The sequence below is a fragment of the Rhizobium ecuadorense genome (assembly GCF_001187535.1).
Taxonomy (GTDB): Bacteria; Pseudomonadota; Alphaproteobacteria; order Rhizobiales; family Rhizobiaceae; genus Rhizobium; species Rhizobium ecuadorense.
On record NZ_LFIO01000207.1, the window covers coordinates 160,757 to 184,116 of the forward strand.

Genomic DNA, 23,360 nt, shown 5'->3' on the forward strand with positions numbered 1-23,360 from the left:
ATCACTCACGGGGTTCAGTATTCGGAACAGTCCCTCCCGGAACGGGAACGACAGCCTGGCAGATGTGGCGCGCCGGCGCCGTCCTGTCGCGGAAACGCGACAGCATCAGCGAGATGGCCTCGCGCCCGAGGGCGGCGCGGTCGACGCGCATGGTGGAAAGCTGCGGATTGGTCATCAGCGCGCAGGGCAGATCATCGAAGCCGACGATCGCGAAATCCTCCGGAACCCGCAGACCGGCTTCGGTGACGGCCTCCAGCACGCCGACGGCGATGAAATCATTCATGCAGAAGGCGGCGGTGAAACCGGCATTTTCGGCGAGGATGGCAGCCATGCGTTCATGAGCCTCGCCGCTGGCGCTGCCCTGCAGTACGAGCGGCACGAAACGGCCCTCGGCACGGGGAACGGCGGCGATGGCCGCCTCGAAACCGCGGATGCGCTCCCTGATCGTATGGCGGTGGGAACCGCTCAGATGCAGGATACGGCGATGGCCGGCCTTCATCAATCGGCTGGTCGCCTGATAGGCGCCGAAGAAATTAGCCGGCGATACGCCGTCGAACTGCATTCCGGGATCGGTGCCGTTGACGAGCACGGCCGGCGTCATAGTCTCCCGCAGCCAGCCGCGTAACATCTCGTTCGGATCGATGCCGACAAGAAAGAGCCCTTCGGCGCCCGCTGCCTGCATATAGTCGCGCACGGCGTCGGGCGTGGTGCGATCCTCGCGGACCATCCGGATGTTGAAGGGCATGCCCGCTTCGGCCGCTCCGGCGCGCAAGCCGTCGACGATCGCCTCGTAAAAGACGCTGAGGCCGCCGGTGACGCCGTCGCTGGCGATCAGCGCCAGCCCGCCGGCAACGGCTTCGGTCGCAGATTTGACCGGATAACCATGCTCGGCCGCCACCTTCAAGATCTGGCGGCGCACGCTTTCACTGATACCGGGTTCGTTGGCAAGCACCCGCGACACCGTGGAGACGGAGACGCCGGCCAATGTGGCGATATCGGCCTGGCGCGGCCGTCTGATTTTCTCTTCGTTCCCGATTTTTTCGTTATTCATGGGCAAAGCTTATGCAATTTATGCAAATTTGCAAGGTAATCGTTATTTCTTGCAATAATTATTTTTTTGCGTACTCTTGGCGCGAAAATGTCTGCAAACGCCGTTGGAGGATGGCAGCGGGCATATTGGGGCAAGGAGGATATCATGCAGGTCAACCGCCGTTCATTTCTGATGGGTTCAGCCGGAACAGCCGCCGGCCTCGCCCTCGGCGCAGGAAGCGCCATTCCGGCTTTTGCCGAAGACGTATCGCTGCGCGCCATGTGGTGGGGCTCGAACGACCGCGCCAAGCGCACGCTCGACGTCGCCAAGCTCTATCAATCGAAGACACCCGGCGTCACGATCGTCGGTGAATCGCTTTCGGGCGACGGCTACTGGACCAAGCTCGCCACCCAGATGGCCGGCCGCGCCATCGCCGACGTCTTCCAGCTCGAGCCGGGAACGATCTCCGATTATTCCAAGCGCGGCGCCTGCATGCCGCTCGACGAATTCGTCCCCTCGACGCTGAAGGTCCAGTCCTTCGGCGCCGACATGCTGAAACTGACCACGATCGACGGCAAACTCTACGGTGTCGGCCTCGGCCTGAACTCCTTCTCGATGTTCTTCGACACCGTCGAATTCGAAAAGGCGGGCATCCCGCTGCCGACACCCGACCTTACCTGGGATGAGTATGCCAAGCTCGCCGTGGAACTCACAAAGTCTTCCGGCAAGAGCGGGGGACCCTATGCGGCCCGCTACGCCTATGTATTCGACGCCTGGCTGCGCCAGCGCGGCAAGAGCCTCTTTGCCAAGGAAACCGTCGGGCTCGGCTTCACCGCCGACGATGCCACGGAATGGTTCGACTATTGGGAGAAGCTGCGCAAGGCGGGCGGCACCGTTGCCGCCGACGTCCAGACGCTCGATCAGAACACTATCGACACCAATTGCCTTGGTCTCGGCAAATCGGTGATCGGCATGGCCTATTCCAACCAGATGGTCGGCTATCAGCTGATCATCAAGAACAAGCTCGGCATCACCATGCTGCCGCGGGAAAAGAAGGGCGGGCCGTCGGGCCACTACTACCGTCCTGCGCTGATCTGGAGTCTCGGCGCCACGACGAAGAATGGCGAAGCGGCCGCGAAATTCATAGATTTCTTCGTCAACGATATCGAGGCCGGCAAGATCCTCGGCGTCGAGCGCGGTGTGCCGATGTCGCCGGCCGTGCGTGAAGCCATTCTGCCGCAGCTCAACCCGACGGAGCAGGAAACGGTCAAATACGTCAATCTTCTCAAAGATCAGGTCGGCGAATATCCGCCGCCGGTGCCGATGGGTGCAACCCAGTTCGACCAGCGCGTCCTGCGCCCGATCTGCGACGAACTCGCCTTCGAACGGGTTTCGCCGGCCGATGCGGCGACCCGGCTCATCGAAGAGGGTAAGGCGACGCTCAAAGGATGATCGATCGCCTGAGGTAAGAGGAGGCCCGCAAACCCCGGCGGGCCTCTCTCTTTCCGGGCCGTCAGTTGGCCAGGCTTTCGACGACGCGCCAGTCCGGCCGGCCGAGATCGAACGGCCAGGCATGCACATCCCGATCGTTGAAATAGACCACTTCCCGCAAATTCGGAAAGGCGCTCTGCTTCAGCGTCGCGGTTTCGATCCAGGGCCTGACATAGGCGTCGCCGCCTTCATAACCGAGCTCCGCCACCCAGATCGGCTTGCCATAGCCGGCGACGAGATCGTAACCCTGCTTCAGCGCTTCGGAGAATGTCCGGTGCTTGTTGTAGGCAAGCTCGTCGTAGCGTTCCAGGCCGAAGACCGACAGGCCGACGAGATCGACATAATCGTCGCCGGGATAATAGTCCTGCAAGCCCGGCTCGCCCTTCGGCGACCACATGATTTCAGTGCCCGGCGCCTCCTGGCGGACGATATCCATCATCCGCTTGTAGGCGGTGATATAATCGCGCGGATTCCACCCGGACCATGAGAACCGCCCCGACTTGTCCTCCATCTCCTGGCCCCAGCGGACGATTACCGGGCTTTTCAGCTGGGATATCATTTGCGCGATCGCCCGCATGTTGACATCGTAATCGCCGCGCAGGACCTTCCGGCGAAGCTCGGCGGAGGTCAGCCGCCAGTCGACGTCCCAGGACCACGGTTCCACTGTAATCAGCAGATTGCGGCCCCTGGCCTGCGCGTAGGCATCGGCGACGCGCAGCGTCTCCAGATCGACGTCCTCCCAGGGCAGGAACAGGGCTTCGGTTGCCACATTGGCTTGTGCACCAAAATCGCCATGCGGATCGTAGGCACCGAACTTGATGCCGTCGGCATGAAGGACGGGACGTTTGTCGATGATCGTCTGGACGCCTGCCGCCGGGTTCGGGGCAATGCCGGCATATTGCATCTCGCTTCGGCCAGGCATGTCCGCGGCACACAGAAGGAGCAGCGCCATCGCTGCGGTCGAGAGGTTTTTTTTCATCAGCTTCTTCACGACTCACCCTCCTTTTCGGGCTACTTCCTGGCTCAGCAGGACCTGCTTCAGGTCGCGCGCCTTGTCGCTGACCGAATCCATGGAAACGAGCTTGAGAAACTCGTCATCCCCGCGCACCGACGCATGACGGAAAACGTACCAATTGCCGTCCGGCTGGCGCCGCTGATAGATCGTGTTGCCGATCTTGCGGTGACCGAAACAGGTGCTGGCGCGGGCCGCACCCTCGGCATTCGTCCAGGTGGCGCGCATGCAGAGCTGGCCGAGATCATCGACTACCCATTTGCCCTCAGCGAAGGACTGCTTGCCCTTGTCGTTCACCCAGGCGACGAACCGCCGGCCGTCATCCGAGAAACGGCCGCCGCCGGTGTTCCAGACCCAGGTCTTGTCGCCGTAGATGCGGTAGAGCTCATAGGCGCTGAGCGGCGTCGGCGTCGCCGCCTTCTTGCCGGCTGTCTCGCCATGTGCCGCCAACGGCAGGCATAGGCTGAGAGCAAGCGCTGCTCCATAAAGTTTCGATCCGATACGCATTACATCCTCCTGTTCGGCACTTGCCGGTTCCGCCGGCTCAGACACCCTGTTGGTCCCGTCCCATGTTGCCGAACCCATTCCATTTGAGACGGAATTTCGTGATCTTGGTCTTGCCGCCGCCGAGGCCGGCGCCGGCCACGGCAAATTGCGTTTCGGTGAAGCTGACGAATGGCTGGCCGTGGGAAAGGGCTTCGAGGCTGCGGAGACCATGGCCGCCGAGCTGCATGCCGCCGGTAAGCCAGATCGCAAGCCCCATGGCGGTCGCGAGCCGCAGCCCGTGCGATTGCGGTAGAAGCGGCAGACCGTTCTCGATCGCATGGCGAAGGACGATCAGCACCGTCACCGACAGATAGATCGAAAGATTTATCGCGGCAAAGATATAAAAGCCCTGGGCGGCAGCCGCCTCGCTGGCGAGCGTCATGGCGACGGCACATAGCCCGGCGAGCGCGATGTAGGGCGCGACGACGCGCAGCGGCAGAGAATGTTGCTGCTGCTTTCCTTTCGGCGTGATGCGGAAATCGACAAAGGAGCCGGAGATATAATCGCGCACGGCCGCCAGGCTGCCGGCGAGCGACCATGGCCAGCGCAGGAAGATGAAGGCCAGCCCCTCCCAGCCGAACAGTTTCGCATCATGCGGCCTGAAGCTTCCCGTCGCCCGCCAGAAGACGGAAAACAGCGTCAGCACGCCCGATATCGGTGCGAAATGCAGCAGAAAATCCGGATAGGTGACGTTGACGAAGACATGGCCCGTCAGCAAGGCGGCAACCGGCAGCAGGAACATCACCGCCATGAATGCGGAAAAAAGCGGATACCACAGCTGCGAGAACACGAACTGAAATTTTAGCCGCCACGGCAGATGCCCGATATGACGGCTGGAATGTTGCAGCAGAATGGTAACCAGGCTGCGCGACCACTGGAACTCCTGGACAACGAGATCGGCAAAATTCGCCGGGCCGTCGCCATGGGCGATCGCATCGACGGCATGCACGCCGCGCCAGCCGCCGGCATTCATCATCAGCGTCGTCGAATGGTCTTCGGCAAGCTCGGGGCCGAGGCCGCCGATCTGACGAAGCGCTGACGTGCGAACCGCATAATGTGAACCGATGCAAAGCGGCGCCCAGCCATTGTTGTAACCGGTCTGCAGCGAACCATGCAGGCTGGCCTCGGCATAGAGCCTGCCGCGCGCCGCCCAGCTCGTAGCGGCATTCGCATCGCAGATGCTGGGCGCGGAGACATAGCCGATCGCGGGATCGGCGAAGGGACGCAGGACCTCGCGGAGATAGGTCGGCGTCGGCACGTGATCGGCATCGAACTGGGCGACGAAATCGTAACGCGCATAGCCGAAATGGTCGTAGAAATAGGCGAGATTGCCTTCCTTACAGCGCGTCCGGCGCGGCCAGGCTGCGCGATGATAGTCCGCCACCCCCTTTCGAGTGGAGATCAGCACGCCGTGCTCGGCGCACCAGCGCCGGGTCTCTTCCGAAGGATCCTCGTCGGCCAGCCAGACATCGAAATCGACGCCGACCTGATCGAGCATCGCCTGCAGCGTGGCGCGGACGACGGCAAAAGGCTCGGACGGTGCCTTGGTGACCACCATCGCCACCCGCCCCTCCGGCAGCCGCGCGCGCGGGCTGACCGTCCGCGCGTCGAGGAAGATCAGGATGAAATAGGCCGGAACGAGCGTGATCCAGCCCAGCACGAGGGTGATGAGCACGAAAGCGGTCCAGGAAATGATGTGGGCCGACTGGCACCACCAGATCCAAAAATAGCCGAGGGCCGCCAGCCAGCAGAGGATGCCGAGGCCGTAAGCGGCACGGTTCCAGCCGGTAAAAACTGGATCGAAAGTATCCGCGGCGGCGGCTTTCGCCGTCCTGGCACGGTGGCCGATTTCCGAACCAATGCTCATGCCGTCACCTTCAGGCCGAAAGTCGGACCGGCGGTGCGGATGATCGTATCGATATCCGAAAGAGCGGGCGTGAAGCCGAGTTCCGCCTTCGCTCTTGCCGTTTCGGCAAAGAGGATCGGCGGATCGCCGGCCCGGCGGGGGCGATACCGGACGGGAACTTCACGGCCGGTCGCCCGGTGGATGGCTTCGAGGATCTCGCGCACCGAAGTGCCCCGGCCGGAACCGAGATTGACGCTGAGCGAGCCGCCATCGGCCATCAGATGATTGACGGCGGCAAGATGCGCCTGTGCGAGATCGCTGACATGAATATAGTCGCGCACACAGGTTCCGTCTTCGGTGGGATAATCGGTGCCGAAGATATCGAGCCGCTCCAGCCTGCCGGCGGCAGCGAGAAGGGCGCGAGGGATGAGATGGGTCTCGGGCTGGTGACGCTCGGCAAGCTCACCCTCCGGATCGGCGCCGGCCGCATTGAAATAACGCAGCGCGGCAAAACGGATCCCGTAGGCGGCGGCAAAATCTTCGAGCGCCATCTCGAAGATCAGTTTGGTGCGGCCGTAGGGATTGACCGGTTGCTGTGGCGTTTCTTCGCCTATCGGCAGGGAGGCGGGGACGCCATAGGTGGCGCAGCTGCTCGAAAAGACGATCCGTTCGATATCCTGGTCGAGGCAGGCCTCCAGCAGCGTCAGGCTGCCGACGACGTTGTTGCGGTAATATTTCCTGGGCATCTCGACGGATTCGCCGACATAGGCATTGGCGCCGCAATGGATGACGCAATCGGGCGAAAACTCTGCGAGCGTTCGGCGCAGTGTGGCTGCATCGGCGAGGTCCGCCCGGATCAGCGGTCCCCAGCGGACACTGTCGGCATGCCCTGTCGACAGATTGTCATAGGTGACCGGGATCATGCCGGCCCGCGCCAGCGTTTTGCAGATATGACTGCCTATGAAACCGGCGCCGCCGGTAACCAGAATGTAGCGGGGCATGTCATACGACCTCCGCCTTCTCGGCGCCGGCCTTCTTTGCGCCAGTAAGCAAGCCGTCGAAATAATCGACGGTGCGCGCCAGGCCGGTTTCGAGGCCGATGCAGGGCTGCCAGCCCAGATCGGCGATCGCCCGGGAAATATCCGGTCGGCGCTGGCGGGGGTCGTCGGTGACCGCAGGCAGATGAACGATGCGGGAGCGCGAATTGGTCCGGTCGCGGATGATTTCCGCCAGGCGCCGAACCGTGATCTCGGTCGGGTTGCCGAGGTTGATCGGACCGTGGCAGGCGCTGCCGGCGGCCGAGAAACGCAGAAAGCCCTCGACGAGATCGTCAACATAGCAGAAAGAGCGGGTCTGCTGACCATCGCCATAGATCGTCAGGTCCGCATTGCGCAGCGCCTGCACGATGAAGTTGGAGACCACCCGGCCGTCATCCAGACGCATGCGCGGCCCATAGGTGTTGAAGATACGGCCCACCTTGATGTCGACGCCGTAAGTCCTGTGATAATCGAAAAACAGGGTCTCGGCGCTGCGTTTGCCTTCGTCGTAACAGGCCCGCGGTCCGATCGGGTTGACATTGCCGCAATAGGATTCGTGCTGCGGGCTCTGGTTCGGGTCGCCATAGACCTCCGACGTCGACGACTGAACGACGGTCGCACCGGTCTTGCGGGCGCAATCCAAGGTGTTGACCGCGCCAAGCACATTGGTGAGCAATGTGCCCACCGGATCCCGCTGATAGTCGGGCGGAGAGGCCGGCGAGGCGAAGTTGAAGATGAGCGACGCTTCAATATCGAAGGGCTGGCGAACATCGTGCTCGACGACGTGAAAACGGGCGTTCGAGGCGAGATGATCGACATTCACGCGGCGGCCGGTCGAAAAATTATCGAGACAGATAACTCGGTGGCCGCGCTGCAGAAGCCTTTCGCAGAGATGCGAGCCGAGGAAACCCGCCCCGCCATTTACCAGAGCGGTGCCCGGCTCCCTGAGCACCGGCACGCCTGCTACTTCGGAAGAACCTTCGTTGGGAACGAAACTACGCATTACAAACCCCTTCCCATGTATTTAGTCTTTTGTTTTAGTTATGCGCTGCACGTCTTGCCTATCCGATTGGACATTCTTGATAGCGACTATCCAAACATGAATAACTTTTGAATTATTCTTCAGGCAATTGAATTACTATTAAAATGATAAGGCGATAACAGCTAAGGTCAACTTCAAAAAGCCTCAGTATCCAAAATAATTACGTAACTATTCTTAAAATTAACAAATGATTAATCATTTTATATCTATTATTCCCTCAGAACGAGTGTCCTGGCCTCACTCAAGCTTCACTCCATGAAGTTGATCTATAAGTAATGGTAGGGTTGGCCGCGCGGAACTGCACGACCGGTCTTGCATCCGGAAGCGCCATATGCGAGGGATTTTGGCCATGTTGAAAAAACAAGCTGCAGCGCAGCCGAGAGGCTGGCGTCTTTTTCATTTTGCGATGTTTGCCGGGGGAACGACGCTTCTTGCGATCGGAACGACGGCCTGTACGGTCGTCAACGACGACATCGCCGCCGTCGCCAAAAAGAACGTCGTCGTCGTCGAGGCGCCGCGCGTCGCGAAAGCCTATGCCTATCCGGCAAATCGGCGCGAACGCCCGGCTGCATCTACGGTTCGCGTCGCCTATCACGGCTCGGCGCCTTATATCTGCTCTCCAAGCGGCTTCGGACAGAAGTCGCGCTGCTTCGCACGACCGTCGATCTGAAACGTGCTACGCCTCCTTGCGTGCCTGAACAGACGCGCGGCGGGGTAGATCAGTTGCGCCACCGGCCGGACATGTCGTCCTCGCCGGCGGGATGCTCGTTGAAGAAACGGGATGCAGCTTCCGTGCGGTTTCGGACGTTCATCTTCTTGTAGATGTTGCGGACGTGAACCTTCACGGTGTTTTCGGAAAGATGCAGCTTGTCGGCGATGATCTTGTTTTGCGTGCCCTTGCAGATGAGATCCAGGATCTGAACCTCGCGCGTGGTCAAAGAGGAGATGCTGTCGCGTCTCAGCTTCAGCGCATTGGTACGCGCCGCATCAACCGATTTTGTCTGATAGAGCGAAGGCTCCAGCTGGGTGTTCTTGTTGGTGAGGCGATTGAGCAGGGCTGACGGAAAATGTTCGCCGCCCTTCATCAGCAGATCCACCGCGGCCATGAAGACATCGAGCCGCAGGTTGAGCGGCAGGACGCCATCGATGATCCTTGCCTCCACCAGGCGACTGACATAGGGTTCGAGCATGTCGATGGCTTCGACGACAAGTCCGACAGAGGTTTCCGGGTGGTTTTCGCGGGCAGCCTGCAGCGCCTCATGAAGCTCCGGCGCAGGTATATGATAGAATAAAACGAGCTTCAAATCGCCGGCATCTTTTTCCAGCATCGGCTTCGTGCTTGTTATGCTCGCCACATCACAGTTCGGAAATTTCTTGGCTAGCGCCTCTACCATGCATTCCGAAAACAGATCGGCTTTGGCGACGACTAATATAGTATTTCCGGATGAACCTAATTTCTTGCACTGGTCTGTATTCTCCATTCCTGAGCTTGTCATGAACATATACGCCTCCCCTAGCGTTACACTTTACTCAAACGTGGAGCGATGGCGGGTATTCGATAGTAAGAAATGCCTGCCCCTGATCTCACCGCTTTATTTTTTAGACATTTCTTAATTATGTTAATACGGATTGAGAGGGAAGGAAATGGCCCAAAGTGATTAGTTTTAGTGGGCAAAAAACGATAATATACTAAGCTTTGGTTGCATTTTTACTGATATGGGTACTTCAAGGTTATATTTGCTCTCACTATAGATGAGAGCTGAATGTAATAGTTCAGTACAGATTGTTATATTTTCGGCCTGCATGAGGTGTCGGAACCGCCGCAAAGTGGACCTCAACCCAGCCGCGAATGCGGGGCTTCCGGATTCCAGAGACACGGGCACCGCCACCCACAAAGACGTCCCGACGTTGCACCGGAAGAGGCTAGCCGGACGTGGCAAATCCGCCTTAGCCCGAATTGATATCTATCGGCTCCGCATTTTTTCCAGCAATCTGTGATCGTCGCCCAAGAGGCGGCATGGACGATCCAGGTATCGGCGTGTGTTTTTGATACATGGCATCCATTTAGGGCAACTCAACGACAATAACGCCTGGATACTCCTTATCCTCTTTAGGATGTGGAGCTGGATATGTGCGGCCTTGTACTGAGTACGTACAATCCCAATACCAACGGTTTGATCAACAAATCGCGAAAAGCCGCAGATGACTGGTACCGAATACATCTGCCGATGTTAACCACATCGGAGCGAGCGCGAGCAAAATCCCATTTGAGATGAGAGGGATTTCGAAAGGCTGCTCCGGTTTTTTTCTGGAGAACGTTTGATGTCCGACGCCTATAAACACGACCCGAAATCATCGGGCGACGAAACCGAAATCACCAAGGTCGGGGCGCTTGCCGACGGCTATGCCAACAGCGCCATCAATTCAACGGAAGTCGACGACGGCTCGACCGGTTATGTCGGGGGCGTCGCCAATGGCGACAACCGCGACAATACCGACAACAGCGTCGACGTCGAGGTAAAGGCCGACATCGATGTGTCTGCCAATAACGGCGACAACCGCGACAACGAATACGACTGGAGCTACAAATCCGACGACGATACGAGCACCAAGACCACGACGATTACCGACTCCAATAACGACTACGACTGGAGTTATGACAGCAAGTCGTACAGCGACAACGACACCGACACCAAGACGATCACGGACACCGATACGAAGACCGTGACCGACACCGATATCAAGACCATTACGGATACGGACACCAAGACGATCTCCGACAGCAACAATACCGCTGACAGCTTCAACAAGACCGACACCGACTTCGCCGTCATCGAGGACGTCAAGGACTTCGACAACCTCGGCGTTGCCGGCCACGACCTCGCCTTCAATCTCGGCGACGACTTCTCCTTCACGCTCGACGTCGACAACATTCTCAACGATTCGCTGACGGGTGCCGGCAACGACAGCGGCTTCAGCGCCGTCCAGGCGAACCATCTGGCTGACCAGGACAGTGCCTGGAACATCAAGATGGACAACGACGGCGCCCAGAACCATCTGAACGCCAATGCCGGCACCGCCGATAGCGCGGAAGGCATGGAGATGGACGGCAAGGGCTGGGATCTCAAGGCCGGCGACGACGCCAGCGGGTCGAGCGCAGCCGATGCCTCCGCGATCCTTGCCAATTCCGGCTTCCACCTCGAGCTCGTTCAGGGCGCGAACCTACTCAGCAACACAGTCGACTCCAGCGTCATCGGCGGCAATTCTCATGCCTCCGACGTCGGCGAGGATACCAGCACCTGACACTGACCTCCAAGGACGAAGACGAACTGCACCGGCGCCGCCGGTGCAGTTCGACTGTTTGAAAACGGTTTGACGACCACACCATGGCTCCCGGCGGGGCCGCTTCCAAGGCCGATCGTCATTTCGAATGGGAGGGCCGAACCATGCATATCGAGAAGATTTCGGAAATCATTGCGCACTTCATCGGTCTCTTCGAGATGACCACCGAAGAGATGAGGGCGCGCACCAAATATGCCGAAGGCGCAGGTCCTGGCGAAGATGGACCGGCTCTGCCCGATCAGGACGCTTTTACCTCAGCCTTCTCGTCCAATCTGCAGCTCAAGGACTACGATCCCGGTATCATCTACAACAGCGGCAGTTACGAGATCGAATTCGGTCCGGCGCGCCATTTGGGCCGCGTCTTCGAAGAAAGCCTCGAGAAACTGGCGGCGATTGCCGCAAAGGACATCCCGTTACCGCATTTCGGCTCGCCCACGGATATCGTGCTATCGGATGAGCCGGAGCTGAATGTCTTTGCCGGGCCTGGGTCGTCGATCAGCCATGTGCTCCAGGTCAACGTGCTTTACGACGACGACTATCTCGACATGACGGACGGCATCCATGCTGCCCGGGACACGAGTTTCGTGATCGAGCGGCTGGCGGAGTTCAGCACCGCGGCCGAACTCTACACGCCTTTTTCGGACCTCCACCGAACCGATACCTATGATGGCGCGCTGAAAATCGCCCAGGATATCGAAAACTATATCCAGAACGCCAAGAATACCGAGGACGGCAAAGACAGTGAAGATAGCGGCGACAGCGAGGCAACCCCGCTTAGCGCCGACGCCACGCATGATTTCATTCGCATCGACCCCGAGGTCAACGGCGCCGTCTACATCAACGGCAAGGTCGAGGCCGATATACCTGTGCTCGATGATTTCCTGCCCGACCGCGGCCTTGCGAAACTCCCGGAAGAGCCCGACGACAGCAATTCATCCGTCGAGCAGACCGACCCGGGCGGCAACAGCCTTGACGTGACCGCCGGTGCGAACGTCGTCGTCAACGTCGCCTCGGTGATCAATACCGGCGTCATCGCCTCGGTCACCGCTGTGATGGGCAACTACCACCAGGTCGACGCGGTTTCCCAATCCTTTGTCTACAGCGATCATGACGAGATCGCCTCGGCGCTGTGCTCATCCGGCTATTCGGCCGAGGAGGCCGGAACCGTCGCCAAGAATATCGCCGTGTTCCAACAAAGCACTTTCGAAGCATCGAGCCACGCCGAAACCGACGCGGCCGATCCGACGTTCCCGACCAGCTGGCGCGTCAGCGTCATCGACGGCGACGTTTCCTTCGTACAATGGGTCGAGCAGTATCACTTCATCAGCGACAACGACACGATGACGGTTACCACCTCGGGATCCGAAACCACGGTTCTGACAGGCGGCAATACCTCCATCAACTTCTCCTCCTTTTTCGGCATGGGCATGCAATATGATCTGGTGATCATCGGCGGGAATGTGCTCGACATCAACAGCATCACGCAGATCTCGCTGCTCTACGACAATGACTGGGTACGGGCGGAAAACGACGCCGATCCCGGCGCCGACATTGAAACCGGCAACAACCTGATCTGGAATTTCGCCTCGATCCACAATGTCGGGACGGGCAGCTTCGAGGCGATGCCGGACTATATGGTCGAAGCGCAGAAAGCGATCGAAGATCACGATCCCAATATGCCGGAAGGGCTGTCGTTCGATGCGAATTTCCAGGGATATGCCGGGCTCAACGTGCTCTACATCACCGGCAATCTCTACGACATGACGATTATCAAGCAGGTGAGCATCCTCGGTGATTCCGATGATGTGACCCTGGCGGCATCGACGCTCATCGAGAACAATCCCGATGCCACTGTTACGATCGACACCGGCAGCAATGCGGTCATCAACATCGCCGAGATCGTCGACTACGACAGTTTCGGCGACACCACCTATCTGGCAGGCCAGCTCTATTCGGACGCCATCCTCATTCAGGGCGGGCTGGTGGAGCATGATACGACACAGCCGCAACCGGCCGACGACAGACTTGCCAACGAAGTCATCGCCTTCCTCGATGACGACGATCCCGCGGGCGGCGATTCCGCTGATGGCGTCATCAATGCCGGGCATGATCTTTCGTGGTCGTCGGGGCATCCCGACGTCATGCAAGCCATGGTCGCGTGACCTTAAGGATCGCGGAGGAATCACGATGAACCAGATTTCCAAACAGATGTTTGCAGCAGGCAGCGCCCTCGATCTCAGATCGGGCAATATTCCCTCCGCTGCTCCTTCGGAAGCGAAGACGACCAATCTGTGCCTCTCTGCGATCGATGAGGCGGTCGAGAACCTTCGCCGGCTCAGCGGTAGCGCCTCTCCATCTCCATCGCCATCTCCCGATCGAAGCAAAGAGGTGGCCGAAGTTGCAGCAAGCGAAGCTGCCGATATGGCGCGCTCAGGCATCGTGCAAGCGCCTCTGCCGCAAAAGATGGTGACAACGGAAGCCTCGCCGGACGCCGCAACGAAGGCAGAAACGGCACCTCCTGCAGCGATGCTGCAGGGCTCGATGCCAGCAAAACCGGTGGAAGTAAAACCGATCGAAGCGGCCCAGCCGCCGGTCGAAGCGCGGGCGGCGCCGGAAAGGCCGAAGGAGGAGACCGAGCTCAAATCGAACCCGACGATGCCCTTCGGCAAAACCATCGATGGCGAGAGGGGTCCGATCAGCGAGAACGACAGGCGGCTGCGCAGCGGCGGCGGCGGCAACGGCAAAAATTCCGATCCCGGGGGCGGCGGGGGCGGGGGCGGAGGAAGTGGCGGCGGATTTCACAAGCGCAGCGAGCCTGTGAATTTCGCCGCCAGCCTCTCGCGCGGCATGGCGGCGGTCCGACGCAACATGGTTGTCGTGATGATGTTCACGATCGCCATCAATGTGCTTCTGCTGGCTATCCCGCTCTATCTGTTCCAGATATCCGACCGGGTGCTGACCAGCCGCTCGATCGACACGCTCGTCATGCTCTCGATCGCCGTGCTCGGCGCCGTGCTGCTGCAGGCCTTCATGGATTCGGTGCGTCGCTTCATCCTGATGCGCACCGCAGTGGAGCTCGAAGTGCAGCTCGGCGCACCGATCCTCAGCGCCGCGGCGCGGGCATCGCTGCATGGCAGCGGCAAGGACTATCAGACGCTGCAGGACCTGCAGCTGCTGCGCGGCTTCCTGACGTCAGGCACGCTGATCGCGTTTCTCGATGCGCCGCTAATGCCGCTCTTCGTCGTGGTCGTCTATTTCGTGCATCCGCATCTCGGCATCATCATCCTCACCTGCTGCGCGGTGCTTTTCCTGATCGCCTATCTGAACCAGAAATTCACCGCCCGCCAGTTTGCCGAATCCAACGGCTATCTCAGCCGGGCCAATTTCCACCTCGATTCCATGTCGCGCAATTCGCAGATCATCAACGCAATGGCGATGATCCCCGAGGCCGTGAAGATGTGGGGCCGGGAAACCGCGGGCTCGCTGAAATCGCAGGTCGAGGCGCAGGACCGCAACATCATCTTCTCCGGCATATCGAAGGCCTGCCGCATGATCACCCAGGTTACCCTGCTCGGCTGGGGTGCGCATCTGTCGCTCGCCGGCGAGCTGACCGGCGGCATGGTGATTGCGTCCTCGATCATCTCGGGACGGGCGCTGGCGCCGATCGAAGGCGCCATCGAAGGCTGGCACCAGTTCAACCGCTCGGCCGCCGCCTATTCCAGGATCAAGAGCCTGCTCTTGAACTCCCCGTTGAACTTCCCGCGTCTGCGCCTTCCCAACCCCGAAGGCCGGCTCGATGTCGAACGCATTCTCTTCGTGCCGCCGCCGCAGAAGAAGGTCATTCTCAACGGCATCTCCTTCTCGCTCAAGAAGGGGGAATCGCTGGCGATCATCGGCAATTCCGGATCCGGCAAGACGACGCTCGGCAAGATGCTCGTCGGCTCGATCGTGCCCACATCGGGCAGTGTGCGCCTCGACCTGATGGATCTGCGCAATTGGGACCAGCGCCAGTTCGGCGAAAGCATCGGTTATCTGCCGCAGGACGTGCAGCTCTTTCCCGGCACGATCAAGGCCAATATCTGCCGCATGCGCGACGACGTCGAGGATCGCCAGATCTACGAGGCCGCGGTGCTGGCCGACGTGCACGAGCTCATCGCGGGCTTCCCGCAGGGCTATGAAACCATCGTGGCAGCCGACGGCGCTCCGCTTTCCGGTGGCCAGAAGCAGCGCATCGCGCTTGCCCGCGCCTTCTTCGGCAATCCCAAATTCGTGGTCCTCGACGAGCCGAATTCGAACCTCGATACCCAAGGTGAGGCAGCCCTTGCCAAGGCGCTAATCCACGCCAAGAAGCAGGGCATCACCACCGTAACCATCACCCAGCGCCCGGCTCTGCTCCAATGCGTCGACAAGATCCTCGTGCTCAAGGAGGGCACTGTCGCCATGTTCGGCGAAAGGATCGAGGTGCTGCAGGCGCTTTCCAAGAACAACGGCAATAACGGTCAACAAGCACCGCGCATCGAAGGGTGAACGACATAGGGGTGAACGACATGGGACGGAAAAATCAGGAGACGGCCGGTCCGGCGCAGCTCGAATGGTATAGCGACGTGCCGCGCTCGATCCGGATGCACAGCATCGTCGGCCTGACGGTTCTTTTCTCCTCGTTCGGAGGCTTCGGCTACTGGGCAGCGACCGCACCGCTCGCCTCTGCTGTCATCGCGCAGGGGAGCTTCGTTGCAACGGGCAACAACAAGATCATCCAGCATCTGGAAGGCGGCATCATCAGGGAAATGCGCGTCAGTGAAGGCGACACGGTGAAGGAAGGCGATGTCCTCTTGACCCTCGACACCACCGCATCCCGTTCGAACGAACGGATGCTGCAGCTACGCCGCCTGCGCCTGGAAGCCGTCGTCGCAAGGCTCCGCGCCGAGGCACAGGGCCTGCGCAAATTCCAGTTTCCCGATATCGTGACGAAAGAGGCGAGCGACCCCGACATCGGCGCGATCATCCAGAGCCAGAACGTCGTCTTCCACAGCAAGCAGATCAAACTCGAAGAGCAGCTCAACCTGATCGAGAAGAACATCAAGTCGCTGGAATACCGTTTCGCCGGCTATAAAGGCCAACGAGAATCCTTTGAAAGGCAACTGGCGCTGCTGACCGAGGAACGCGATTCCAAGGCCAGGCTGGTCAAGGTCGGCTATATGCGCAAAACCGATCTGCTGGCGATCGAGCGGGCGATCGCCGACGCGATGGGCGACATTTCTCGCCTGAACGGCGAGCTCAACGAGAGCGAGGCAGAGGTTGCCAAGTTCCGCCAGGAAGCCATCATTGCCGTCAATTCCAACAAGCAGGCGGCGCTCGATGCGCTCGAGACCGCCGAATCCGATCTGGACAGCGTGCGCCAGCAGATGCGTGAGGCTGCCGGCGTGCTGGAGCGCACCACCATCCGCTCACCGGTGACGGGTACGGTGGTGCGCTCTTATTTCCACACCGCCGGCGGCGTCATCACGACGGGCAAGCCGATCATGGAAATCCTGCCGGCGCACGTGCCGCTGATCCTGGAAGCGCAGGTGCTGCGCACCTCCATCGACCAGCTGCGCGAGGGAGAAACGGCCTCGATCCGTCTGACGGCGCTCAATCGGCGAACGACGCCAGTGCTGGAGGGCAGGGTCTTTTACGTCTCGGCCGACTCGATCGAGGAAAATTCGGGGGTTTCGGTCAAGGACGTCTATATCGTGCGCGTCCAAATTCCGGATTCCGAGATTGCGCGGGTGCATAATTTCCATCCCGTTCCCGGCATGCCGGCCGAAGTGCTGATCCAGACGTCGGAACGCACCTTCTTCGAATATATCAGCAAACCAATCACCGACAGCATGTCCCGGGCTTTCAAGGAACGCTGACCGCGGCGACCGCAAACGACGGCGATCCGCTGGATATAAAGGATGTGTCTGTTGTTCTGATATGGTATCGGCATGTATCATCCCTCCGGGATGGATCATCCCCTTTGGGGAAGAAAGGGCGAGCATGGCGGCAATGTCCGATGTCCTCCTGCGGGTCGGGCGCCTGAACTATGTCTGGACGAATACCGAAAGCCTGCTGATCTACATCATCGCCCATCTGCTGCGGGTCGAAAAGGATGCGGCAATCGTCGTCTTCCTGACCCTTAACACGACACGGGCACGGATCGATCTCGTCGAACGGCTTGCCAAACTCGCCTCGACCTCACCCTCGGACCGCAAGGCAATCCTTTCAGCCATGTCGCGGCTGAAGAAAGAATCCAAGACCCGCAACAAGTACAACCACTGCATCTATTCCTTCGACGAGAAGGGGGAGATTTCGAGCACGCAGCTGATGCGGCTGGTCGAGGACGACAAGGAGATCCGCTACGGCAAAGTCGAGCAGATGGATGCACGCGAGATCGACCTTCTGGAGAAGTCGATCGCCGAAATCGTCGCCATCAGCCGGGCGCTCTGGGCCTTCATCCATGCGAGCCCACAGATCTCCGGCGAGCTCTGATCTAATCCTTATGTATGGGGCGTCGCCAAGCGTGGAACACGTTCGGGCGACATGAAGCGAAGCGGGCCATGCAATGCGGCACGACGAGCACTATGGCTTTGAATTTTCAACAGAAACAAAGTCGTATTTTAGATTATTTGCCGGCTCAAGACTAATCCTATTTAAGCCCTTCAATTCATCCGGACGGTTTATTTGAAGATCGATGTTTCGCATTAGAATGAAAGCTCCCGAGTAACGTATGGGGTATTGGGGGGCGGACATGCGCATAGATATCATCGACACCATTGCCGGGTTCGAGGCGGTACGCGACAACTGGGATCAGGTCTTCACGGATGATCCCGATGCGCAGCATTTCCTCTCCTGGATCTGGCTGAAGAATTATCTTTCCCGCCGGCGCCGCTGGTTCGTACTCGCCCTTCGCGAACGCGATCCGGAAGCATCCTATGTGGCTTTTTTTCCCTTGCGCCTGATCACGCATCTGAACGAAAAGACCGGGCAATTCTACGACGAGATCATGATGGCTGGCAATTTTGCGGCCGATTATACCGGCTTCATCGTCAGGCCGGATTACGAGCATCATGCCATTGCCGGCTTCGCCTCGTTTCTCAAACATCAGAATTGGACGGACCTGAAGCTCGAATATTTCTGTGGCCCAGCCGGGCGGCGCGAGAAGATGATCGAGGCGCTGAAGGGGCCGGAGGTGATGTTTCGCGACAGCTCGCCGAAAAACAGCGAAAATATCGATAATACGATCTGCCCCATCGTTCCCCTGCCAGCAAGCTTCGACGATTATCTCGACCAGCGCATGAGCAGCCAGACGCGCCAGAAGCTGCGGCGGTTTCTGCGCAAGGTCGAAGGAGACGATATTTACCGGATCACGATGGCGAGCCCCGCGACCATCGAGCGCGACCTGGACATCCTCTTCAATCTCTGGCGGACCAAGTGGAGCGCCCGCAAAGGCACCGAGCGGACCGAGCGACTGATCATCACCACGCGCGAAATGCTGATGGACTGCTTCAACAGCGGCAACCTCGACGTGCCAGTCTTCTGGCATGGCGACCAGCCGCTCGGCGCGCTGGCGAATATCGTCGACCGGCAGAAGAAGGCAGTCCTGTTCTATATCACCGGCCGCGACGAGACCTGGAAGACGCCGTCTCCCGGTCTCATCCTGCATGGCTATTGCATCCGGCGGGCGATCGAGCACGGCTTCAAGACCTACGACTTCCTGCGCGGAAACGAGCCCTATAAATATATGTTCGGGGTCGAGGAACGACGGATCAGCTGCACCCTGTTCCGCACCCGCAACGGCCAGAATCTGCATGGCACGCTCAACCCGCGCAGTGTTCGTTTCGTCTACGAACAGGCGCTCGACATGTACCGCAACGGCGCCCGCGGGAAAGCCGAGATCGCCTTCAATCAGGTCCTGCAATCGGTTCCCGGCCATACCGGTGCGGAATTCGGGATCGCCAATCTGCTGTTTGACCGGGGCAAGCTGACGGAGGCGCTGGCTGCCTATAAGGCCCTCGCCGAGCAAGCGCCCGATCCGACGCCGATCCGGATGCGGCTTGGCGACACGCAGCTTGCCCTGCATCAATACGACCAGGCCGCGGAGACGTTCCGCCGGGTCGGCGAGGTCGGGCCGCATCTGATCCAGGCGCACTACAAGCGTGGCATCGCTCTTGCGGCCAGCAAACGGCTGGCCGAGGCGGAGGCCGTTTTCGCCGCGATCCGGGACGTGCATTCCGACGATCCAGCCGCACTCGACTATATCGCCAAGGCAAATGCCGCCCTCGAACGGATCCAGGCGAGCGCCGAGCCCGCGCCTCACAAGACCGATGTCGTGCCCGAGACCCTCGCCCGCTGGAACCGACTCGGCGAACGACGCCGGCCGCGGCTGCACTGACGAGATACCTGCCGGCGGCGTAAATGTGCTCGGGCGGTTTCTGGACGCCCAGCCGCCATGGTCTTTGATTTTGAGCTGCGATCGTTGCTAAAAGAGGCGCAAGCCTATTTTGCAACTCCTCAGTTGGAAACTCATGCAGACCAATGCAGATGGCGCCGAAAGGGAACGGCTTCTGGCCATTCTCGACTTCTGGCACAAGATCGAGTTCTTCATTCCCTACGATCTCTCCAGCCGTATCGTCGCAGGTGAAGGGCGAAGTGTCTTCTGGTTGCATGCCAAGACACTCGACGATGACAGTGCCGGGCTCAGCCGTCCAGCAATCCCCGAGGAGAAGCAGATCACGGGTTTTACCCTGTTCCTCGGCGTTTTCGGCAAATCCGAAATTACGTCTGTCCGCCAGCACTTCGACCGCGTTGCGGCCGATATCGCCGAATATGAGGATGCTGAACGCGGCGATCTCGATGGCGATACCTGCTTTGCCAGCCTGCAGCTGACGCCGCTGGGGCAGCCGATTTTCGAAACATTTTCCGTTTCGACGCTTCCATGGGCTCTGGGACGCGTGCGTAAATCGGGGCTCGCCTCGCTCAGCCACGAGGCGTTTGCCGACAGCAAGCGGCAGCTGACGGAATTGCTTCAGAATTTTCGGGCGCAGCGGCAGCTGAGATCTTCATCCCTCGATGACGATGCCGATCAGCCGCTCGATGCCAGCGAAATCCTGACGCTGCATGAATTGCTCTGCGATTGGGCGGGCTTTGCCGCGCGTCAGGAGAAGCCCGTCGCCGCCGTTGAAATACGCTACAAAGACAGGGCGGAACGGCCTGACGTTCTTTCGTTGCCGCCGCAGCAGGAGGGCCATGCCCCCGATGCCGACGACGAGGAGGATGAGCGCGCAAGTGTCGAGGAAGAGATCGGCATCCTGAACAGCTTCTTCATCGAGGACATCGAGCGGGCGATGATGCGCGTCAAACACGGCGATATTCCCGAGCCGCTCAGGCGATATCTCACCCCGCTTGCCCCGGAGAGGCGGATCGACCTCTATTCGGAGGATGGGCGGAAGGCGATCGTTCGGGCTCTACACCCCGGAAATCTCAACCGCGGACGCTGGCTCAGCGAACCTCATCACGCGATGAGCCTCATGCAGCAGTTCGCGATCAATTCGGCCATCGGCGAGCTTTCGGAAACCGGGCTTTTCTCGGTCAACGGACCACCGGGGACGGGAAAGACCACCCTGCTTCGCGACATGTTCGCGGAGAATCTCGTTCGGCGCGCCCGCGTGCTCTCCTCCTTGAAGGCGGCGCGCGATGCCTTTGACGGATCGCCGCGCCGCGCCACCTTCGCAGACCGCAGCACCGCCTCGATATCGGCGCTGATCCCGGCCCTTACCGGTTTCGAAATGGTCGTCGCCTCCTCCAACAATGCAGCGGTGGAGAATATTTCGCGCGACCTTCCCAAGCGGAGTTCGATTGCCAGGGCGTCTTCACTCGAATATCTGCAGACGATCGCACACAAGATCGCTTGCCAAAAAGACAATGGCGCCGCTGTCAAACTTTCCGACGGCGACCGTCCATGGGGGCTGGTCGCCTGTGCGCTCGGCAACGCCAGGAACCGCCGAGCCTTCAAAGAACGTTTCGCCTTCATGGAAATCGCCGAAAGGCCAAACCCCGGCTGGTCAGGTGCGGCAAAGCCGCAAACCATCTGGGAATGGCGAGAGGGTTACGAGGGGCCGAGCTTCGCCGAAGCATCGTCGGCCTTTCGTGCCGCCGACGACCGGATTCGCGACAAGATCGGTCAATATGCACGCTATGCCGATCTCCGTGACGACATCAGCCTGGCTTCGCAGGATGCATTCTGCGGCGACGCGCTTCAACGGGTCGGGACAGCCGCCGCCGAACTTCGGCGCGCGCAGGAGCGCTGCGATATGGTGGCGGCCGAAATGCTTCGGATCAGGCAAGGATTGTCGGATCTGAAGGAGGAGGAACAGCTGCTCGACCGCAGCGCGCCTGCGTGGTGGGAACGAGTGCTGCCCAACACTCCCGCCCGGCAGCATCGGCAGGATGTCGGCGCCAATGCGCGCCGGCAGCTGGACTTGCGCAAGGCGCTGGCGGACTGCGAGCATCGTCTTACGAAAACCCATGAACCTCAGCTGGAACAGGCTTTGCGGGAACATGAGCGGGCCGAACAGGCACTGCGGTCACGGCAGAATATCTGGGTGAGGAAAAGAGAGGAACTCGACGGTCTGGGCGAGGTTCTCGGTCATCCCGCCATACCCGGGTCTCTCGCCGATCTCGAGACCGACCGGTTCCAGATCGGCGGCCTCTGGCATCAGGACGAGCTGGCAGGTCTGCGGTCGGCATTGCTGGAAGCAGCGTTGACGCTGCATCAAGCATGGCTGGCGGAGGTTGGCAGGAAAGGCCGCGGTTTTGGCGGAAACATCGTCGCCATCAGCAAACTCCTGTCCAACAACAGTCCCGTCGATGACGCGCACATTGCATTGATCTGGCAGAGCCTTTTCATGATCGTTCCCATCGTCTCGACGACCTTCGCCTCCTTCGCCCGGCAGTTCCGCGGGCTTGAAGCCGGTTCGATCGGCTGGGTCTTCATCGACGAGGCCGGTCAGGCGGTGCCGCAAGCGGCGGTCGGGGCTTTGCTGCGGGGGCGCCGCGTCATGGCGATCGGCGATCCCCATCAGATCGAACCGGTCTTTATCCTTCCGAGCACCCTGATCACCGCCGCTTCGGCTCTTTCACCCCACACGGCGGCAGGACAATATTCGCCGAACCGGGCGTCGGTGCAGATGCTCGCCGATGCCGCCAACCGCTATGGAACGACGGTTCAAAGCGAGGAAGCGGACGGGCTCTGGATCGGCTGCCCTCTCAGGGTGCACCGGCGCTGCATCGATCCGATGTTCGGCCTTGCCAACCGGATCGCCTATCAGAACAAGATGGTATTCGGGCTGGATAGTCGCCGCCCGGCCGGCGACGCACCGCCGTTTTATGGCGACAGCGCCTGGATCGACGTCAGGGGCAGGGTATCGGGCAAACAGACCGTTGCCGAACAGACGGACTTCATCGTCGGCGTCCTCACTGCCACCTATCGCCGCGATGGCGCATTGCCGGATCTCTATATCATTTCGCCCTTCAAGGAGATCAAAAACAGCCTGAGGCAGTCTCTGGCCCATGCGTCATGGGTCGATCGCCACGGGAATATGCGTTCGCCATCGAAACTGTCACGGTGGCTGCGGGAGCGGATAGGAACGGTGCATACCTTCCAGGGCAAGGAGGAAGACATCGTCTTCATGGTGCTCGGCGCCGATGCCGAGCATAGCGGGGCGGCGGCCTGGGCGGCATCGAAGCCGAACCTTCTGAATGTGGCGCTGACACGCGCCAAACGCCGCTGCTATATCGTCGGCGACCGCACTCTCTGGCAAAGCTTGCCTTACTTCAGGGAGACTGCGAATGCCTTGGAGACGATGCAGGCAGCAGAATTCCTGGCCCGGAACGGGCTGGACTGAAGCTGCGCGCGCTGAGTTCTATCCCGACCACGGTCCAGAAACGCAAAAACCCGCCGAGAGGCGGGTTTTTTGCGGAAGTAAAGATTG

The 23,360-nt window shown here is 60.0% G+C and carries 16 protein-coding genes; 9 read left to right on the top strand and 7 right to left on the bottom strand.

Annotated elements, in window-relative coordinates; all coding sequences use genetic code 11:
- Position 1 precedes the first annotated feature (1 nt).
- Complete coding sequence (locus AF337_RS05500; protein WP_049731328.1) at positions 2-1,051, bottom strand: LacI family DNA-binding transcriptional regulator; 1,050 nt, start codon at positions 1,049-1,051, stop codon at positions 2-4.
- Positions 1,052-1,195: 144 nt separating this feature from the next.
- Between AF337_RS05500 and AF337_RS05505 the strand changes: the two genes are divergently transcribed.
- Positions 1,196-2,482: an ABC transporter substrate-binding protein gene (locus AF337_RS05505; protein WP_049731329.1), complete on the top strand. Its 1,287-nt coding sequence runs from the start codon at positions 1,196-1,198 to the stop codon at positions 2,480-2,482.
- Between the two features lie 61 nt (positions 2,483-2,543).
- Here the strand turns inward: AF337_RS05505 and AF337_RS05510 are convergent, their stop codons facing one another.
- Genes AF337_RS05510 through AF337_RS05530 form a run of 5 tightly spaced genes read right to left on the bottom strand, consistent with a single transcriptional unit; the run spans position 2,544 to position 7,965 of the window.
- Positions 2,544-3,512 carry a glycoside hydrolase family 26 protein gene (locus tag AF337_RS05510; RefSeq protein WP_049731330.1) on the bottom strand — a complete coding sequence of 323 codons (969 nt, stop codon included), beginning with the start codon at positions 3,510-3,512 and terminating at the stop codon, positions 2,544-2,546.
- Positions 3,513-3,515: 3 nt separating this feature from the next.
- Positions 3,516-4,040 carry a DUF995 domain-containing protein gene (locus AF337_RS05515; protein ID WP_049731331.1) on the bottom strand — a complete coding sequence of 175 codons (525 nt, stop codon included), beginning with the start codon at positions 4,038-4,040 and terminating at the stop codon, positions 3,516-3,518.
- Positions 4,041-4,077: 37 nt separating this feature from the next.
- Positions 4,078-5,946 carry a glycosyltransferase family 2 protein gene (locus tag AF337_RS05520; RefSeq protein WP_049731332.1) on the bottom strand — a complete coding sequence of 623 codons (1,869 nt, stop codon included), beginning with the start codon at positions 5,944-5,946 and terminating at the stop codon, positions 4,078-4,080.
- Entirely contained in the window at positions 5,943-6,926 is a 984-nt protein-coding gene (galE, locus tag AF337_RS05525) for a UDP-glucose 4-epimerase GalE (protein ID WP_049731333.1), read from the bottom strand. The genes AF337_RS05520 and galE overlap by 4 nt, the downstream gene beginning before the upstream one ends.
- Before the next feature lies 1 nt (position 6,927).
- Entirely contained in the window at positions 6,928-7,965 is a 1,038-nt protein-coding gene (locus tag AF337_RS05530; protein WP_049731334.1) for a UDP-glucuronic acid decarboxylase family protein, read from the bottom strand.
- 388 nt (positions 7,966-8,353) lie between these two features.
- Here AF337_RS05530 and AF337_RS05535 point away from each other — a divergent pair, with 388 nt between their 5' ends.
- On the top strand, positions 8,354-8,674 hold the full coding sequence (locus AF337_RS05535; RefSeq protein ID WP_049731335.1) for a hypothetical protein: 321 nt from the start codon (positions 8,354-8,356) through the stop codon (positions 8,672-8,674).
- 49 nt (positions 8,675-8,723) lie between these two features.
- On the opposite strand, the gene AF337_RS05540 is transcribed toward AF337_RS05535, so the two are convergent.
- Complete coding sequence (locus AF337_RS05540) at positions 8,724-9,506, bottom strand: helix-turn-helix transcriptional regulator (RefSeq protein WP_049731336.1); 783 nt, start codon at positions 9,504-9,506, stop codon at positions 8,724-8,726.
- A gap of 820 nt (positions 9,507-10,326) precedes the next feature.
- Between AF337_RS05540 and AF337_RS05545 the strand changes: the two genes are divergently transcribed.
- The 7 genes from AF337_RS05545 to AF337_RS05575 all read left to right on the top strand — a co-directional run bounded on the left by AF337_RS05545 (position 10,327) and on the right by AF337_RS05575 (position 23,273).
- Positions 10,327-11,307, top strand: a complete 981-nt coding sequence (locus tag AF337_RS05545) for a hypothetical protein (protein ID WP_049731337.1) — start codon at positions 10,327-10,329, stop codon at positions 11,305-11,307.
- A gap of 143 nt (positions 11,308-11,450) precedes the next feature.
- Positions 11,451-13,508 carry a hypothetical protein gene (locus AF337_RS05550; RefSeq protein WP_049731359.1) on the top strand — a complete coding sequence of 686 codons (2,058 nt, stop codon included), beginning with the start codon at positions 11,451-11,453 and terminating at the stop codon, positions 13,506-13,508.
- Between the two features lie 25 nt (positions 13,509-13,533).
- Positions 13,534-15,873, top strand: coding sequence for a type I secretion system permease/ATPase (locus tag AF337_RS05555; RefSeq protein ID WP_049731338.1), 2,340 nt, complete (start codon positions 13,534-13,536; stop codon positions 15,871-15,873).
- A gap of 20 nt (positions 15,874-15,893) precedes the next feature.
- Positions 15,894-17,243 (top strand): HlyD family type I secretion periplasmic adaptor subunit, encoded by a 1,350-nt coding sequence (locus tag AF337_RS05560; protein ID WP_049731339.1) that lies wholly within the window; start codon positions 15,894-15,896, stop codon positions 17,241-17,243.
- A 124-nt stretch (positions 17,244-17,367) separates the two neighbouring features.
- Entirely contained in the window at positions 17,368-17,859 is a 492-nt protein-coding gene (locus AF337_RS05565) for a hypothetical protein (RefSeq protein ID WP_049731340.1), read from the top strand.
- Between the two features lie 259 nt (positions 17,860-18,118).
- A complete protein-coding gene (locus AF337_RS05570) occupies positions 18,119-19,762 on the top strand; it encodes a GNAT family N-acetyltransferase (RefSeq protein ID WP_049731341.1) in 1,644 nt (547 codons plus the stop codon).
- 133 nt (positions 19,763-19,895) lie between these two features.
- On the top strand, positions 19,896-23,273 hold the full coding sequence (locus tag AF337_RS05575; RefSeq protein WP_049731342.1) for a DEAD/DEAH box helicase: 3,378 nt from the start codon (positions 19,896-19,898) through the stop codon (positions 23,271-23,273).
- The last annotated feature ends 87 nt before the right edge of the window (positions 23,274-23,360 follow it).

Excerpts from the sequence above, each read along its gene's own strand:
- AF337_RS05500 (WP_049731328.1), bottom strand. The coding sequence starts at position 1,051 with ATGAATAACGAAAAAATCGGGAACGAAGAGAAAATCAGACGGCCGCGC.
- AF337_RS05505 (WP_049731329.1), top strand. The coding sequence starts at position 1,196 with ATGCAGGTCAACCGCCGTTCATTTCTGATGGGTTCAGCCGGAACAGCC.
- AF337_RS05515 (WP_049731331.1), bottom strand. The coding sequence starts at position 4,040 with ATGCGTATCGGATCGAAACTTTATGGAGCAGCGCTTGCTCTCAGCCTA.
- AF337_RS05520 (WP_049731332.1), bottom strand. The coding sequence starts at position 5,946 with ATGAGCATTGGTTCGGAAATCGGCCACCGTGCCAGGACGGCGAAAGCC.
- galE (WP_049731333.1), bottom strand. The coding sequence starts at position 6,926 with ATGCCCCGCTACATTCTGGTTACCGGCGGCGCCGGTTTCATAGGCAGT.
- AF337_RS05530 (WP_049731334.1), bottom strand. The coding sequence starts at position 7,965 with ATGCGTAGTTTCGTTCCCAACGAAGGTTCTTCCGAAGTAGCAGGCGTG.
- AF337_RS05535 (WP_049731335.1), top strand. The coding sequence starts at position 8,354 with ATGTTGAAAAAACAAGCTGCAGCGCAGCCGAGAGGCTGGCGTCTTTTT.
- AF337_RS05540 (WP_049731336.1), bottom strand. The coding sequence starts at position 9,506 with ATGTTCATGACAAGCTCAGGAATGGAGAATACAGACCAGTGCAAGAAA.
- AF337_RS05545 (WP_049731337.1), top strand. The coding sequence starts at position 10,327 with ATGTCCGACGCCTATAAACACGACCCGAAATCATCGGGCGACGAAACC.
- AF337_RS05550 (WP_049731359.1), top strand. The coding sequence starts at position 11,451 with ATGCATATCGAGAAGATTTCGGAAATCATTGCGCACTTCATCGGTCTC.
- AF337_RS05555 (WP_049731338.1), top strand. The coding sequence starts at position 13,534 with ATGAACCAGATTTCCAAACAGATGTTTGCAGCAGGCAGCGCCCTCGAT.
- AF337_RS05560 (WP_049731339.1), top strand. The coding sequence starts at position 15,894 with ATGGGACGGAAAAATCAGGAGACGGCCGGTCCGGCGCAGCTCGAATGG.
- AF337_RS05565 (WP_049731340.1), top strand. The coding sequence starts at position 17,368 with ATGGCGGCAATGTCCGATGTCCTCCTGCGGGTCGGGCGCCTGAACTAT.
- AF337_RS05570 (WP_049731341.1), top strand. The coding sequence starts at position 18,119 with ATGCGCATAGATATCATCGACACCATTGCCGGGTTCGAGGCGGTACGC.
- AF337_RS05575 (WP_049731342.1), top strand. The coding sequence starts at position 19,896 with ATGCAGACCAATGCAGATGGCGCCGAAAGGGAACGGCTTCTGGCCATT.